Origin of the sequence: Agromyces zhanjiangensis (assembly GCF_040496055.1) — a bacterium.
GTDB classification, from domain to species: Bacteria; Actinomycetota; Actinomycetes; order Actinomycetales; family Microbacteriaceae; genus Agromyces; species Agromyces zhanjiangensis.
Genome location: NZ_JBEPKB010000003.1, coordinates 105,856 through 121,598 on the forward strand (window position 1 = coordinate 105,856; position 15,743 = coordinate 121,598).

General features: G+C 73.2%; 15 protein-coding genes. 6 read left to right on the plus strand and 9 right to left on the minus strand.

Annotation, left to right across the window (positions count from 1 at the left end):
- The first annotated feature begins 91 nt into the window (after positions 1–91).
- Positions 92–1,651, plus strand: a complete 1,560-nt coding sequence (locus tag ABME02_RS06745) for a carboxylesterase/lipase family protein (protein ID WP_353814505.1) — start codon at positions 92–94, stop codon at positions 1,649–1,651.
- Between the two features lie 52 nt (positions 1,652–1,703).
- Here the strand turns inward: ABME02_RS06745 and ABME02_RS06750 are convergent, their stop codons facing one another.
- Complete coding sequence (locus ABME02_RS06750; RefSeq protein WP_353814506.1) at positions 1,704–2,372, minus strand: response regulator; 669 nt, start codon at positions 2,370–2,372, stop codon at positions 1,704–1,706.
- The gene (locus ABME02_RS06755) at positions 2,369–3,751 is read right to left on the minus strand and encodes a histidine kinase (RefSeq protein ID WP_353814507.1); all 1,383 of its coding nucleotides are present in this window, start codon (positions 3,749–3,751) and stop codon (positions 2,369–2,371) included. Before ABME02_RS06755 ends, ABME02_RS06750 begins: the two co-directional genes overlap by 4 nt.
- A gap of 159 nt (positions 3,752–3,910) precedes the next feature.
- Between ABME02_RS06755 and ABME02_RS06760 the strand changes: the two genes are divergently transcribed.
- Positions 3,911–5,434: a TRAP transporter substrate-binding protein gene (locus tag ABME02_RS06760; protein ID WP_353814508.1), complete on the plus strand. Its 1,524-nt coding sequence runs from the start codon at positions 3,911–3,913 to the stop codon at positions 5,432–5,434.
- Here ABME02_RS06760 and ABME02_RS06765 read toward each other — a convergent pair.
- Positions 5,373–7,001, minus strand: a complete 1,629-nt coding sequence (locus tag ABME02_RS06765) for a sensor histidine kinase (RefSeq protein WP_353814509.1) — start codon at positions 6,999–7,001, stop codon at positions 5,373–5,375. The two genes, ABME02_RS06760 and ABME02_RS06765, sit on opposite strands and share 62 nt — an antisense overlap.
- 112 nt (positions 7,002–7,113) lie before the next feature.
- Here ABME02_RS06765 and ABME02_RS06770 point away from each other — a divergent pair, with 112 nt between their 5' ends.
- Entirely contained in the window at positions 7,114–8,163 is a 1,050-nt protein-coding gene (locus ABME02_RS06770) for a zinc-dependent alcohol dehydrogenase family protein (protein ID WP_353814510.1), read from the plus strand.
- Positions 8,164–8,353: 190 nt separating this feature from the next.
- Here the strand turns inward: ABME02_RS06770 and ABME02_RS06775 are convergent, their stop codons facing one another.
- The 5 genes from ABME02_RS06775 to ABME02_RS06795 form a co-directional block, all read right to left on the minus strand.
- Positions 8,354–8,941, minus strand: coding sequence for a nitroreductase family protein (locus ABME02_RS06775; protein ID WP_353814511.1), 588 nt, complete (start codon positions 8,939–8,941; stop codon positions 8,354–8,356).
- Positions 8,942–9,128: 187 nt separating this feature from the next.
- Entirely contained in the window at positions 9,129–10,220 is a 1,092-nt protein-coding gene (locus tag ABME02_RS06780; protein ID WP_353814512.1) for a threonine aldolase family protein, read from the minus strand.
- Positions 10,217–10,417, minus strand: coding sequence for a dihydrofolate reductase family protein (locus ABME02_RS06785; RefSeq protein ID WP_353814513.1), 201 nt, complete (start codon positions 10,415–10,417; stop codon positions 10,217–10,219). The genes ABME02_RS06780 and ABME02_RS06785 overlap by 4 nt, the downstream gene beginning before the upstream one ends.
- On the minus strand, positions 10,417–10,878 hold the full coding sequence (locus ABME02_RS06790; RefSeq protein WP_353814514.1) for an SRPBCC family protein: 462 nt from the start codon (positions 10,876–10,878) through the stop codon (positions 10,417–10,419). Before ABME02_RS06790 ends, ABME02_RS06785 begins: the two co-directional genes overlap by 1 nt.
- The gene (locus tag ABME02_RS06795; RefSeq protein WP_353814515.1) at positions 10,875–11,213 is read right to left on the minus strand and encodes an ArsR/SmtB family transcription factor; all 339 of its coding nucleotides are present in this window, start codon (positions 11,211–11,213) and stop codon (positions 10,875–10,877) included. The genes ABME02_RS06790 and ABME02_RS06795 overlap by 4 nt, the downstream gene beginning before the upstream one ends.
- 169 nt (positions 11,214–11,382) lie before the next feature.
- Between ABME02_RS06795 and ABME02_RS06800 the strand changes: the two genes are divergently transcribed.
- The 3 genes from ABME02_RS06800 to ABME02_RS06810 all read left to right on the plus strand — a co-directional run bounded on the left by ABME02_RS06800 (position 11,383) and on the right by ABME02_RS06810 (position 15,168).
- On the plus strand, positions 11,383–12,402 hold the full coding sequence (locus tag ABME02_RS06800) for an extracellular solute-binding protein (protein ID WP_353814516.1): 1,020 nt from the start codon (positions 11,383–11,385) through the stop codon (positions 12,400–12,402).
- Positions 12,403–12,478: 76 nt separating this feature from the next.
- A complete protein-coding gene (locus ABME02_RS06805) occupies positions 12,479–14,041 on the plus strand; it encodes an ABC transporter permease (RefSeq protein ID WP_353814517.1) in 1,563 nt (520 codons plus the stop codon).
- Positions 14,038–15,168, plus strand: coding sequence for an ABC transporter ATP-binding protein (locus ABME02_RS06810; protein WP_353814518.1), 1,131 nt, complete (start codon positions 14,038–14,040; stop codon positions 15,166–15,168). Before ABME02_RS06805 ends, ABME02_RS06810 begins: the two co-directional genes overlap by 4 nt.
- Before the next feature lie 2 nt (positions 15,169–15,170).
- Here ABME02_RS06810 and ABME02_RS06815 read toward each other — a convergent pair whose 3' ends face one another.
- On the minus strand, positions 15,171–15,563 hold the full coding sequence (locus tag ABME02_RS06815) for a phage holin family protein (RefSeq protein ID WP_353814519.1): 393 nt from the start codon (positions 15,561–15,563) through the stop codon (positions 15,171–15,173).
- Between the last annotated feature and the right edge of the window lie 180 nt (positions 15,564–15,743).

Sequence of the window (15,743 nt, forward strand, 5' to 3'; positions counted from 1 at the left end):
GCGGTCCGAACGATCCCGCCGGCACGGCGCAGCGGCATCCGTCGCCGCACGTTCACCCGCACGTTCACCCGGGCGACGTACGGTCGAGGGCGTGTCTCGTGGGGTGCGGACGGACGTGTCGTTGGTCGTCGACCTCGACGCGGGCGCGGTCCGCGGGCGGCGTCGGCGCGGCACGAGGCAGTGGCGCGGCATCCCGTACGCCGCCGCCCCGGCGGGCGATCGTCGGTTCCGTGCGCCCGCGCCCCCTGCGCCCTGGGACGGCGTCCGCGACGCGGCGGCGTTCGGGCCCGTCGCGCCGCAGCACCGGCGCGGGCAGTTCCTCGGCGCGGCCGAGCACCTCCTCCGCAGCGAGGACTGCCTGCACCTGAACGTCACTGCGCCGGCTGTCGACGACCAGGACGGCGAGCTCCGGCCGGTCATGGTGTTCGTGCACGGCGGCGCCTACAGCGTCGGATCCGCCGCCGAGTACCCCCGTCAGGGCGAGCGGATGGTGCGCGAGCACGGCGTCGTCTACGTCGGGATCGACTACCGGCTGGGCGCACTCGGCTGGCTCGACCTGCGCGCCTACTCGCGGCTCGACCATCCGATCGAGGTGAACCTGGGCCTCCGCGACCAGGTCGCGGCGCTCGAGTGGGTGCGCCGGAACATCCGCGCCTTCGGCGGGGACCCCGATCGCGTCACGCTCTTCGGCGAGTCGTCGGGCGGCAACTCGGTCACGACCCTGCTCGCCGTGCCCGCCGCCGAGGGGCTCTTCGCGCGGGCGATCGCGCAGAGCTCACCTGCCAATGCCGTCTACGCGCCCGAGATCGCGCAGCGCTGGGCGGCGGAGTTCGTGCGGATCCTCGCCCGCATGGTCGACGACGACGACCTCGACAGCGAGGCGCCGGAGGATGCCGCGGCGATGCTGCGCACGACCGATCCGATGCGGCTGGCCGATGCGACGACCGAGCTCACCGTCAGGACGCCGGACGAGCACCCCGGCACGATCGCGCTCGCGCCCGTGATCGACGGCGACTTCCTGCCGCACCGCCCGCTCGACGCGTTCCGCGACGGACTCGCGCACCGCGTGCCGCTCATCATCGGCACCAACGATCGCGAGGGGTCGCTGTTCGAGGGGCGCATCGACATCCTGCCGACGACCAAGCCGCGCATCCGCGCCATCTTCGCCAACACCGCGAAGCGATCGCGCAAGGCGATCAAGGCGCGCTACCCCGGTCTGCCCGATCGGCGCGCGGCCGCCGACTTCGCGGGCGACTTCACCTTCTGGTTCCCGAGCGTGAAGGTGGCAGAGCGGCATTCCCGCCATGCGCCGACGTGGTGCTATCGGTTCGACGCCGCGCCGCGCGCGGCGCGATGGCTCGGCCTCGACGCGACCCACGGCCTCGAGCTCTTCGCGCTGTTCGAGAAGTTCGACACCCCCGTCGGCGCCGGGCTGACGCTGCTCGGCGGGCGGCGGATGTTCCGCGCAGTCGGGCGACGGATGCAGGCGCACTGGGCCGGCCTCGCGGCATCCGGTGCGCCGGGACCCGAATGGCCGCGCTACGACGAGCGCCACCGCCGCACGCTCGTGTTCGACGCGGTCGATCGCGTGGTCGCCGATCCGCGGCGGAAGAAGCGACGCGCGTGGCAGGAGTTCGTGCCGCACGTGTGAGCGAGTTGTCCGTTCGAGTCCCCTCTCGCGGAGCCCGCTCGGCGGGCGATGGTCAACGGTCGAGGTAGGCGAGTACCGCCTGGACCCGTCGGTTCTGCTCTCCCGACGGCTCGAGGCCGAGCTTCTGGAACACCGACGCCGAGATGGACTCGACCGTGCGCTCGCTGATGTAGAGCTCGCGCGCGATGCCGGCGTTGGAGCGGCCCTCCGCCATCGCGGCGAGCACCTCGCGCTCCCGCGGAGTGAGTCGCTCGATCGGCGAGTCGCTGCTCGGGCGCATGAGCGCGGCGACGAGCGTCGGGTCGAGCACGACCTCGCCGCCGCGGACGCGGTGCATCGCATCGATCAGCACGCCGATGTCGGACACCCGCTCCTTCAGCAGGTAGGCGACGCCGCCCGACGGCTCGGCCAGCACCGCGGCGGCGGTCGCGACATCCATGTGCTGGCTGAGCAGGACGACCGAGGTCGACGGATGGCGCTCCCGGATCGTGCGTGCCGCCACGACGCCCTCGTCGGTGAACGTCGGCGGCATGCGGATGTCGACGACCGCGATGTCGGGGTGCGTGCGCTCGACCAACCGGAGCAGCCCCGCGGCGTCATCGGCCTCGCCCGCGACCTCCGCACCCGAACCCTCGAGCAGCAGTGCGATGCCGCGGCGGATGAGCGGCGCATCGTCGGCGAGGACGATCCTCAGGCCGAGCGTTCCCTGGTCCTGCGTCATGTGCGCCGACCATCCTCTCCATCATGCGGGTCGGGCCCGTGCGAGAGTTCGCGCAGGCGTTCGAGGGCGATCCTGATCTGCGACTCCGCCTCGGTCAGCGCGTCGGAGTCGCCGAGCTCCCGTCGTGCGACGGCGAGGAACAGCAGCGCGCTCACGAGCCGTTGCTGCGCGCCGTCGTGCAGGTCGTGTTCGACGCGTTCGCGCTCGCGCTCGGTCGACGCGACCACGAGCCGTCGCGACTCCTCGAGCCAGCGCACGCGGGCGAGGGCGGACGCCGTCATCCGCGCGTTCCGGATGGCGAGGAGGTCGGCGGGGTCGAGGTCGGCGGCCGGCAGCGACCGCTCCCGGCGACCGAGCGCGAGCCTGGCGATCACGCCGAGCTCGTCGGCGATCTCGGTCCGGAACTCCGAGGCATCCGTCACGGGCAGGCCGTCGACATCGAGCCAGCCACCGTCGTCGAGCGCGGGGAACACCGCTCGCCCGGCACCTCCGACGCTGAGCCGCTCGGCCAACCGTCGGATCTCGGTGGTCGTGCGGATCCGGCCGAGGCGCTCCACGACCACCGTAGCGCCGAGCAGTGCCGAGCCGGTCGCGAAGATCGCCGCAGCCCATGGCCATCCGCCGATGTGTCCCCAGTTCACCGCTCGGAGCGCCTGCCCGACCGTGGCGAGCGCACCGGCCGCGAGCGCGGCGAGCACTGCCGGTGCGACCACACTCGAAGGCCGTCCGGCCCGACGGAGCATCATGACGACGGCGATCGCGAGGCAGGCGACCGAGGCGCCTGCGCCGAACGCGACGGTGAGGGCGGAATCGGCGATGTCCGACAAGGGTGCCGGGACATCCGGACACCGCCGCAGGCAGGCCGCCTCGTCGATCGGGTCGATGGTCAGGGCGACGAGCGCCGACGCGGTCCCGGCGACGGCCCAGAGGACGACACGGGCGCGGCGATCGGCGAGGTCCGCGTACTCGATCGCCACCGCGGCCGCCGCCGCGACCGACAAGGGGGCGAGGCCGATCCCCAGGGTCGTGGCGAGGGCCGGGGCGGCGGATGCTCCGGCCAGCACGGGCACGCCGGCCCCCGCGGCCGCGACGGCGCATGCCGTGGCGAGCGGCGGGCGTCGAACCGCCAGCCACGCCCCGATGACGAGCAGGACGATCGCGACGGACTCCACCCAGGCGACGAACGGCTCGTTGGCGAGCATCCGCGCGGACCGCATCGCGTAGAGCACGACGCCGATCGAGGCGAGCCCGCCGATGGCGGTCGCCGTCGACGCTGCGGCCAGGCCCGGTGACACGGCGGCGGCCCGACTCCGCCGGGCGCGGGACGGACCGGTCCCAGGACCGATCGCCGGCTCGCCCACCCGTGACCGTACGGTCATGGTGCGATGGTAGCGACCTGCGCCACCCCGGGGTTCCGTGTTTCCCCCCGCCGCATGCCGAGGCCGCACGGTGCACGCCGCCCGTGACGGTGGCGATGCTCGTCGGATCTGGACCACAATCGGGGAGGGGTCATCATGCGGATCAGGACAGCTGTCGCAGTGGCTGCGGTGTGTGCGGTCGGGATCACCGCGGGGTGTGCGACGAGCGCGGACCGCACCGGGTCCTCGACGCTCACGCTGCGCGTGGCGACGATCGACGGAGAGGTGAATCCGACGGGGCAGCTCGTAGGGGTCTCCGCATTCCTGGATGCGCTCGAGACCGAGAGCGGCGGCGCCATCGAGGTCAGCCTCGAGACCGGCTACGGCGACGGAGATGCCGAGGCCGAGACCGAGCTCGTGCAGGCACTCGCCGACGGTGACGTGGACGTGATCTGGCCCGCCACGCGCGCCTTCGCCGCGGCGGGCATCGACGGCCTGCGCGCGGTCGAGGCGCCGATGCGGCTGATGAGCTACGACGCCCAGCGCGCGCTCATCGAGGGGGAGGCCCCAGAGCTCATCGCAGAGCGACTCGACGAGGAGGGACTGGTGTCGCTGGGACTCCTCATGGGTCCGCTTCGCCGCCCCTTCGCCGCCGAGGCCGCCCTCCTCGACCCGGCGGACTGGCAGGGCGTGCGATTCCGCGTGTTCAACTCGCCGGTGCAGGAGCACACGGTCGAGGCGCTGGGCGGCCGCGCGGTCATGGCAGGGGCGAACTGGTCGGACCAGCTGCGCGCCGGCGGGCTGGACGGTGCGGAGTTCGACGTGCCGCACTACGAGCAGATCGGGCTGACCACCGAGGCGCCGTGGGTCGCGGCCGACGTCGTCCTCTGGCCGAAGGTCCTCGTCCTCTCGATGAATCGCGAGCGGCTCGAGTCGCTGCCCGAGGTGCAGCGCGGGTGGATCGAGCGTGCCGCGAGGAGCGCGGTCGCAGCCTCGCTCGCCGGCGACTACGACGAATCCGCCGCGTTCGAACACCTCTGCGAGCAGAACGTCAGGTTCGTCCGCGGCGGCGAAGCGTCGATCGAGGCGCTGCGTGCGCAGGCCGCACCGGTGCTCGACGAACTCGCGAACGACCCCGACGAGGCGGAGATGCTCGACGCGGTGCTCTCGGCCGCCGAGCAGCATCCCGAGGTGTACGTGCCGGAGATCCCCGACGGATGCGATGACCCGAGCGCCTTGGAGCCGACGGCGGAGCAGCGCGACGCTCCACTGCCGCCGGACGGACGGTACCGCGTGGAGGTGACCGAGGAGGAGGTCCGGAACACGGGACTCTCGCAGGAGCCGGGCTATCCCGGCATCTGGACGCTCGACGTGTTCGAGGGCACCTACGCGTTCCGGTGCCAGATCCTGTCGGATCCCGACGACGACTGCGGCAACGGGGGCCTGCCCTCGGAGCAGGTCCTGGAGGCTGGACGGCTCGTGCCGAACGGCGAGGGCGTCGTGACGTTCGTGTACGACGAGGAAGTGCACTCCCGATACGTCGACTGCCCCAGGGATTGCTACAGGACCGTCGACGTGACCGCCGCGTGGCGCCTCGACGGCGAGGACCTCGTGTTCGGCGACGTGGACGGGATGAGGCCGATCAACGGGCTCCTGATCGTCGAGCCGTGGATGCGGATCGGCGACGCGGAACCTCCGCAGTGACCCGGGTGCCCTCGCCGACCGGACTCTCGATCTCGAGCCGGCCGGCGAGGGCCTCGACCCGGCGGCGGATGGCGGGGATTCCGGTCGGCCGGACCCCGCCTCGACCGTCGTCGACGACCTCCAAGCGGATCGCATCCCCGGCGCGGTCGAGACTCACCTCGATCCGCGACGCCCGAGCGTGCTTCATCGCGTTGGAGACCGCTTCGGACGCGATGAAGTAGAGCGCGGTCTCCGTCGCGGCATCGGCGGTGGCGTCCTGATCGGCATCGACGTCGATCTCCGGGACCCCGGATCGCGTGAGCGCGCGCAGCTCCGTCGCAAGCCGGCCGTCGCCGAGGTCGCGTGCCCGTGCGGCGTCGACGACGCCGAGGAGGTCGCGCTCGGCGAGGCGCACCTCCTCGACGGCGATCGCGAGCGGGTCGGCCGTCGCTTCCGCATCGGGGGCCGGGGCGCCGGGCGGCTGCAACTCGTCGAGCAGGCGGAACCCGCGACGCAGCGGCTCGAGCACCTCCTCGTCGACCCTCGAGGCCACGGCCAGTCGACCCGCCTGAGCCGCCTCGAGGAGGTCGGCGCGCGTCCGAGCGATATCGCGTCGCTGCGTCTCCAACTGCGCTTGGAGGCGGTCGTGGTCGTCGGCGAGCCGAACCGCGTCGGCGACGGCTCGAGACAGGGCCGGCTCGCCGAGGGACCCCGGGCGATGCACGATCAGCGCGATCGGCGTGCCGGCCTCGTCGGCGATCTCGGTGGTGGCCAGACGGGTCGTCCCAGCATCGCGATGCGTCCCGGCCGCGAGCGGATCGTGCCCGGCAGGGAGCACCAGGAGGCGCAGGCGATCGTCGCGCAGCGTGTTGCGCAGCACCGCCTCGAGCCCGCCGAGCCCGGTCGCATCGCCGGCCGACGCAGCGGTCTCGCGAAGTCGGGCGATGCGCCGCCGCTCCGAGATCGCCGCACCGGAGATCAGGAGTGCGGCCGCGATCAGCACGCCCGCGTACGCCGCGAGGATCGTCCGAGGGTCGAGACCGCCGATGCGGGACTGCGCCGCCCACGCCCCCGCCAGCGCGAGCGCAACCATCGCCGAGGCCGCCGTCGCGGCGAGGGCGATCCTGCGGTGGCTCCCGGCACCGCGTGGAACGGCGGACCACACGGCGATCCCCGCGAACACCGTGGCCGTCATCGCGGTCGGCAGCACGCCCGACGCGAGCGCGACGCCGACCGCCGCGAGCCCCGCGATCGCCCACGTCCCGTGCCACCCACCCGCTGCCGCGATGAGCAGCCACGCGAGGCCGGCCTGGTGCGCCGTCGCGGCTCCGGTGACGAACGTCCCCGCCACCCACAGTGCCGCGGTCGTCGCTGCAGCGGCCCGGATCTCCAGGTCGACCGGGGCGACCAGGGCGATCGACGCGTACGCGACACCGACGAGAAGCTCGGCGCCGGTGAGCAGCAGGTCGGCCGTCTCCGCCCAGACCGTCACCGCCGCCGGAACGGCGCCGACGGCGGCGGCCACCGCGACGGCGGCCACCGCGACGCGGGCCACCCTCCCGGCCCGGCGATGCGGCGCGGTTCGCACGGGCCGATTCTCCCAGCTCGACCCGGTCCCCGCACCCGGTGGCCATCCCCGGCTCCCGCCGGTCGCGGTCGATGACCCGAGTCCCGGGGGATCTGCGCGTAGGCTCGCACGCATGCTCGCCACCGTGATCCACGCCGCCCGGGACATCCGCGTCGAAGACGTTCCCGACCCCGAGCTCTCGACCGGCGGCGACGCCGTCGTGCGCGTCGTCGCCGCGTGCGTGTGCGGGTCCGACCTGTGGCCGTACCGCGGCGTCACGCCGACGCACGCCCCGCACCGGATCGGGCACGAGTTCGTCGGCGTCGTCGAGGCCGTCGGGCCCGAGGTGTCGACGGTGACGACGGGCGACTTCGTGATCGCCCCGTTCTACGTGTGCGACGGCACCTGCGCGAACTGCCGCAACGGCGTCAGCACGTCGTGCCTCGCCGGCAGCTGGTGGGGCGGCGAGGACAAGGTCGGCGGCGTCGCCGACGGCGGCCAGGGCGAGCGCGTGCGCGTGCCCCTCGCCGACGGCACGCTCGTCGTCGTGCCCGGCCCGATCGCCGACGACGAGGTGCCCGGCCTGCTGACGCTCTCCGACGTCATGGGCACGGGACACCACGCCGCGGTCTCGGCGGGCGTCGGCCCGGGCGACTCGGTCGCGGTCGTCGGCGACGGTGCGGTCGGGCTGTGCGCGGTCATCGCCGCGAAGCGGCTCGGGGCCACGACGATCATCGCGATGTCGCGGCACGCCGACCGGCAGGCGCTCGCGCGCGAGTTCGGCGCGACGCACGTCGTCGAGGAACGCGGCGACGAGGGCGTCGCGCGGGTGAAGGAGCTCACCGGCGGCATCGGCGCCGACCGCGTCCTCGAGTGCGTCGGCACCAAGGAGTCGATGGACCAGGCGCTCCGCTCGACCCGCCCGGGCGGCATGGTCGGCTACGTCGGCGCGCCGAACGGCGGGCCCGAGCTGCCGGTGCGCCCCATGTTCAACCGGAACGTCGGCGTGAACGGCGGCGTCGCGCCGGTGCGCGGGTACATCGAGGAGCTGCTGCCCGACGTGCGCTCCGGCGCCATCCGCCCCGGCCTCGTCTTCGACCTCGAGCTGCCGCTCGCTGAGGCGGCCGAGGCGTACGCCGCGATGGACGAGCGCCGGGCGGTCAAGGTGCTGCTGCGGCCGTAGTCGCCGGCGCGCGCCGCGCGCAGTACGCCGCGCGCCGCCCTACGGGAGGAACTTCCCGCGTCGTGCGGCGTGTCGGCCCACTCCCCGGCGGCGTGTCGCGCGGAAGTTCCTCCTGTCGCGACGAGGTGACGCGAGACGGGGCGGATGCCGCGCGCTCGCGACATCCGCCCCGCCTCGGAGCACGGCCCGATCAGGCCGCGGCGATCACGATCTCGTCGAGCGACTTGCGGCTGCGCGGGGCGACCTCGCGCTCGCGGAGCGGCTCGGGGAGCGCCGACGCGTCGCCGACCTTGCCGATCGCGCTGACCGAGACGACGTCGAGGCCGGCGCGCAGGCCGAACACCTCGGCGAGGCGGGCCGCGTCGAAGCCGCCCATCTGGTGCGTGTGCAGGCCGTCGTGCTGGGCCTGGAGCGACATGTAGGCGACGGCTTGGCCGAGGTCGTACTTCGCCCACGGGCGCGGCGTGCCCGACTCGTCGACGGTCTCGGCGACGTTCACGACGAGCGCGGCGGCCGAGTCGGCCCACGCCTGGTTGAAGCCCATGAGGGCGTCGTGGATGGCGGCGAAGGCCGCGGTGCCGCGCCGCGCGACGATGAAGCGCCACGGCTGGACGTTGTTCGCCGACGGCGCCCAGCGGGCGGCCTCGAGCAGGGTGCGCAGGCTCTCCTCCGAGAGCTCGGCGGTGGGGTCGTACGCGCGCGGGCTCCAGCGCTCGACGAGGGGGGCGATGAGCGGGGCGTCGGTGGGGACGTGGCGCGAGGTGTCGACGAGGGTCATGGTGACGGTGCCTTCCGAGTGGTTCCGATGGATCTGCCGGGACACCGTCGTCCCAGTGCATTACAACGCATGGATCCTCGGAACATTCCGAGCACCCCGGCGCCGCGCGTGCGGGCGAGTGTCCGAGGGATGCGGTGCGCGGGCCTCGAACCCGGCATCGATCGGACACTCGCGCGCGTGCGAGCGCTCAGGCCACGGCGCGCGCGAGCTCCTCACGGATGCCGGCGACGAACGCGTCGATGTCGTCCTCGGTCGTGTCGAACGAGCACATCCAGCGCACCTCGTTCTTCGCCGCATCCCAGTCGTAGAACTTGAAGCCGCGCTCGCGCAGCCGGTCGGCGACACCGGCGGGAAGCACCGCGAACACGCCGTTCGACTGGGTGGCCTGCGTGAACGACAGGCCGGGGAGCTCGCCCGCGGCGATGCCCCCGTCGAGCGCGTCGCGCAGGCGACGGGCCATGGCGTTCGAGTGCGACGCGTTGCGGAGGTACAGGTCGCCGTCGAGCAGCGCGATGAGCTGGGCCGACACGAATCGCATCTTCGACGAGAGCTGCATGTTGAGCTTCCGCAGGTACTTCAGGCCCTCGGATGCCGCGGGGTTCAGCACCACGATGGCCTCGCCGAGCAGCGCGCCGTTCTTGGTGCCGCCGAAGCTCAGCACGTCGACGCCCGCGTCGCGAGTGAAGGCGCGCAAGGGCAGTCCGAGGGATGCCGCGGCGTTCGAGATCCGCGCGCCGTCCATGTGCAGCGTCATCCCGCGCTCGTGCGCGTGGTCGGCGATGGCGCGGATCTCCTCGACGGAGTACGCGGTGCCGAGCTCGGTGGTCTGCGTGATCGACACGACGAGCGGCTGTGCGCGGTGCTCGTCGCCCCAGCCCCACGCCTCGCGGTCGATGAGCTCCGGCGTGAGCTTGCCGTCGTCCGTCGGCACCGTGAGCAGCTTGATTCCGCCGACGCGCTCGGGCGCGCCGCCTTCGTCGACGTTGATGTGGGCGGTGGATGCCGCGATCACCGCGCCCCAGCGGGGGAGCATCGACTGCAGCGCCGTGACGTTGGCGCCCGTGCCGTTGAACACGGGGTACACCTCGACCGGGTCGCCGAAGTGGCGTGCGAAGAGCGTGTGCAGGTCGGCGGTGTACGCGTCGTCGCCGTAGGCGACCTGGTGCCCGCCGTTCGCGCCGGCGATCGCGGCGAGCACCTCGGGGTGCACGCCCGAGTAGTTGTCGGAGGCGAAGCCGCGGAACTCGCGGTCGTGGAGGGGAACGAACTCGTGGGTCACCGGACGATTCTCCCAGACGGGCGCCGCCGGTACGTGTTCGCGCCGAGGAGGATCGCGTCGACGCCCTCGAGGAAGGCGAGCTGGTCGTGGTCGGTCGCCTCGAGGCCGGGGACCGCCTCGAAGAAGCCGATGCCGCCCTCCTCGTCGGCTGCGTAGCCGTCGGCCGACACGATCTGCTCGACGATGAGCCGTCCCATCAGCGGATCCTCGCCGCCAGCTGCTCGCCGAGCAGGTCGAACGCCGAGTCCCAGCCGTCGTACACGTCCTCGTCGCCGGGTGCACCCGGGAACCCGCGCAGGTGGAACAGCATCTCGGTGCGCCCGCCCTCGAGCTCCCTGAGGTCGACGGTGATGACGGGGGCGGTCTCGTCCGGGTCGCCGGGCGAGGCCCAGGTGAAGACGAGTCGCCGAGGCGGGTCGACCTCGCGGTAGACGCCGGCGGTCGGGTACTCGCTCCCGTCGGCCGGGTTCACCATCGTGTAGGCGTATCGGCCACCCGGCCGGGCGTCGACGGAGACGCTGCCGTCCTTGATGACGATGCCGCGCGGGTGCCACCACTCGGCCGCGTCCGCGGACTCGGTCCAGGCGCGCCAGACCAGTTCGCGGGGTGCATCGAAGATGCGGGTGATGGTGAACTGCGCGTCGGTCTGCGCGGTCATGGGGTTCCCCCTCTCATCCTGCGGAGCTGCTCGTCGAGCAGGTCGAACCGCCCGTTCCATTCGCCGCGATGCCGTTCCACCCAGTCGGACGCCTCGTCGAGCGGTTCCGTCCGCAGGGTGCACGTGCGCCACTGCGCGGTGACGGTGCGTTCGATGAGCCCGGCGCGCTCGAGCACGGCGAGGTGCTGCGAGATCGCGGGGCGGCTCATCGCGAACGGTTCGGCGAGTTCGCCGACGGTCGCCGGTCCGCGGTGCAGGCGTGAGAGCATCGCACGCCTGGTCGGGTCGGCGAGGGCGCGGAAGACGAGGCTGAGCTCGTCCGCGGCATCCGTCATGTAAGCGACTCCTTAATTAATAATGTACTTAATCTACGCTGGCCGACCCGAGGCGTCAAGCATGCGGGTGACGCCCCGAGTCGAGCATGAACGCAGGTGAGGCTAAGCTAAGTTCGCCCGCATTCGACGGGCCCTCACCTTCTCGCCGATCGTTGGAGCCACTACGCCCATGCGCGCACGACGCGGAATCCTCCTCGCCGGAGCCGGCCTCGCGGCCGCGACCCTCGCCCTGACCGGCTGCACCGCGCCGGCCGACGACGCCGAGACGCTCACCGTCTACGTCGGCCGCGATGAGGGCCTCGTCGGCCCGCTCATCGAGCAGTTCGAGGAGGAGACCGGCATCACGGTGGAGGCGCGCTACGCCGCGACGCCCGAGCTCACGGCGCTGCTCCTTGAGGAGGGCGACCGCACGCCGGCCGAGGTGTTCCTCTCACAGGACGCCGGTGCGCTCGGCGCGCTCGCCGACGCCGGCCTCGTCGCCGGGATCCCGTCCGACCTCGCCGACCTGATCCCCGACGGCTTCACCTCGCAGGACGACTCGTGGATCGGCGTCACCGGTCGTGCCCGCGTCATCGCCTACGACGGCGAGCGGCTCACCGACGACCAGGTGCCCGACACCGTGGACGACCTCACCGCCGACGACTGGTCGGGCGAGGTCGCGTTCGCTCCGGGCAACGCGAGCTTCCAGTCGTTCATCACCGCCCTGCGCGTGCTCGAGGGCGAGGAGGCCGCCGCGGCATGGGTCGAGGGCATGGCCGCCAACGACCCCGAGCTCACGGAGAACAACCTCGCCTCGCTCGACCTGGTGAACACCGGCCAGGCGCAGCTCGGACTCATCAACCACTACTACTGGTTCCGCCAGGCCGCCGAGGTCGGCGCCGAGAACATGCGGGCCCAGCTGAAGTTCCTGCCGGGCGACCCCGGCGGCATCGTCAACGTCACGGGCGCCGCCATCCTGGACGGCGCGGCCGACGACGAGGCCGCCCGTGCGTTCATCGAGTTCCTCGTCTCCGAGCAGGCGCAGCAGTACTTCGTCGAGGAGACCTTCGAGTACCCGCTGCTGCCGGGCGTCGACGCCCCGGAGGGCCTGCCCGCGATCGAGACCCTCGTGAACCCGGGCCTCGACCTCAGCGACCTCGACTCGGTCGGCGAGTCGCAGCGGCTCCTCGCCGACAACGGCCTGATCTGATCGGGCGGGGCGAGCGGATGTCGCGGGCCGACGACCCGGCCGGAACGCAGCTCCGCACGCCTACGCTGGAACCGACATGACCGACCGAGTCGCGACACCGAGCCCCCGCCGCCCGTGGGGGCTCATCGCGGCATCCCTCGTCGCGGTCGCGCTCGCCGCGATCCCGGTCATCCACCTCGTGGTCCGCGTGCTCTCGGCCGACCCCGACGCGCTCGCCGCGGTGTTCGACCGGCCCCGGGTCCCCCTGCTCGTCGGCAACTCCGTGCTGCTCGCGGCATCCGTCACCCTGACCGCCGTCGCGCTCGGCGTGCCGAGCGCGTTCCTGCTCGCGCGCGCCCGACTGCGCTGGCGCGGCGCCTGGGCGGTGCTGGCGGCGCTCCCGCTCGCGATGCCCTCGTACCTCGCGGCCTACGGATGGCTCGCCTGGCAGCCGTCGATGAAGGGGTTCTGGGCCGCGTGGCTCGTGCTCAGCTTCGTCTCGGTGCCGTACGTGACGCTCCCCGTCGCCGCAGCGCTGCGGATCGGCAGCACGGGCCTCGACGACGTCGCCCGCACGCTCGGGCGCGGGCCGTTCGGTTCCTTCATGCTCGGCACGTGGCCGCAGATCCGCCCAGCGGTCCTCGCCGGCGCGCTGCTCGTCTGCCTCTACACGCTGAGCGACTTCGGCGGGGTCGCGCTGTTCCGCTTCCCGGTGCTCACGACCGCCATCCAGCAGGCGTACTCGGCGAGCTTCAGCCGCGACGAGGCGGCCGTGCTCGCGGTGCTCCTCGTCGCGCTCGCCCTGCTCGTCGTGATCGGCGAGCAGGTCGCGCGCGGGCGCGCGGCCCGGCGCATCCAGGCCGCCCCGGCGGCCGGGCGACGACGGATGACCCGTCTCGGGCCGTGGACCGCGCCGGGCCTCGCCCTGCTCGCGCTCGTGCCCGCCGTGGCGGTCGTCGTCCCGGTCGCCGTGCTCCTCGGCCGGGTGCTCACCGCAGAGACGCTGCAGGCGTTCGACGGGGCGAACTTGGCGCAGGCGATCGGCAACACCGTGCTGCTCTCCGCGGGCGGCGCGGTGGTGGCCGTCGCGCTCGCCCTGCCGATCGGCGTGCTCGCCGCGCGGCACCGCGGGCGGATGGTGCGCGGCATCGAGTCCGCCGGGTACCTCGCCCTCGGCCTGCCCGGCATCGTCGTCGGCCTCTCGCTCGTGTTCTTCTCGCTGAGCGTCGTGCCCGCGCTGTACCAGACGGCACTCGTGCTCGCGTTCGGCTACGGCATCCTCTTCATGCCGAAGGCGATCGGGTCGATCCGCTCGGCCACCGGCCAGGTGCCGACCTCGCTCGAGGACGTGTCGCGCACGCTCGGCAACTCGCGCGCCCGCACCTGGTGGTCGGTCACGGCTCGACTGGCGCGGCCCGGCATCTTCGCGGCCGCGCTGCTCGCCGCCGTGTCGGCCATGAAGGAACTGCCCGCGACGCTCATGCTGCGCCCGACGGGCACCGACACGCTCGCCGTCGAGCTCTGGCAGCGCACCGACATCTCCGCCTACGGCGCCGCCGCGCCCTACGCGGTCGCACTGCTGCTGGTCGCCGCGGTGCCCGCGTTCCTGCTCTCCGACGCGCGCGCCGGACGTGAGGCGACCCGGGAGGCGATCGCGTGAGCCGGTTGGAGGTGCGCGACCTGACGGTCGGCTACGAGGGCGGGCCCGTGCTGCACGCCGTCGACGTCGAGGTGCCCCACGGGGAGCTGCTCGCGATCGTCGGGCCGAGCGGATGCGGCAAGACCACGCTGCTGCGCACGATCGCGGGCCTGCTGCGTGCGCAGTCGGGCGAGATCCGCATCGGGCAGCGGATGGTGACCACCCACGGCATCCACCTCGCGCCCGAGAAGCGCCGCATCGGCTGGGTGCCGCAGGACGCGGCGCTCTTCCCCCACCTCACGGTCGCCGAGAACGTCGCATTCGGCATGCTCGCAGGGCGCGGTTCGGCCCGGGCCGCGCGTCGCGCGGCGACGTCCGACGAGGTCCGGCGGCTGCTCGACCTCGTCGACCTCGCCCCGCTCGCCGCCCGTGCGCCTGGGCAGCTCTCCGGCGGGCAGGCGCAGCGCGTCGCGCTCGCCCGGGCGCTCGCGGCCGGACCCGAGCTGGTGCTGCTCGACGAGCCGTTCGGCGCGCTCGACCCGATGCTGCGCGCCGACCTCCGTGCCGCGGTGCGCGAGCTGCTCCGCGCCGAGGGCGTCACCGGCATCCTGGTCACGCACGACCAGGCCGAGGCGCTGTCGGTCGCCGACCGCGTGGCGGTCATGCGCGGCGGCGAGGTGCTGCAGCTCGGCACGCCCGAGGAGGTCTATCGCGCGCCGGCGACGCCGTGGGTCGCCGGGTTCGTCGGCGATGCGGTCTTCCTGCCCGGCGTGCTGCACGGCGACGAGGTCGCGACGACGATCGGTCGGCTGCGTGCGGTGCCGGTGGCGGATGCCTCGGGGGTCGCGCCCGAGGACGGCGACGACGTGACCGCGCTCGTGCGACCGGAGGAGCTCCGCGTCGTGCGCGCGGACGCGCCGTCCGTCGCCGGATCGACCGGAGCCCGCGCGACCGACGACCTCGCCGAGGGCCTCGACGGCGTCGTGACCGACGTCGAGTACACGGGTCACGACGCGATGCTCGCGCTCGCGCTCGCCGACGGCGTGCGGCTGCGGGCCCGCGTCACCGCCTCGGAGTTCGTGCCCCGCGGGACCGAGGTCCGCGTGTCGGTCGCGGGCCCGGTGCTCGCGTACCGCCCCGAGGCCTGACCTCAGGACTTCGCGCGACGATCCTCGACGCGGCCCTTCAACCACCAGAGCCCGAGCAGCCACGTGCCGAGCGCCGTGATGATCCACATGATGAGGGTCGCGAGGATCCAGGTGACGATGCCGTCGACTCGGATGCCGTCGGGGAACAGCGACGCGATGAGGAGTGCGACGAAGGTCGAGACGAGCCCGATGCCGCCGAGGATCGCCGAGGCGTACTGGCGGGCCATGTTGAAGATGAAGGGCGCCAGGATCGCCTGCGCGACCGTGAAGACGAGCACGGCGACGATGAACCCGGCCGCGTCGAGGTGGAAGTCCGGGAGGATCCAGGACGTGACCAGGAGGCCGACGGCCGCCGTGACGAGCGAGATCGCGATGTTGATCAGGAAGCGGATCATGGGCGAAGGCTAGCGCCGCGGGCGCCGTCCGGGCCAGAGCCGAACGGCGTGCGGCGTGTCCACCGGGTCCGACCGCTGACGGGCATGGGAACGGGCCGCGCCCTCCGAGGACGCGGCCCGATCCGTTCTTGGTGCGGCCGGCGGATCCCGCCAAGGTCGTTTTCCGACCGCACCGGTCTG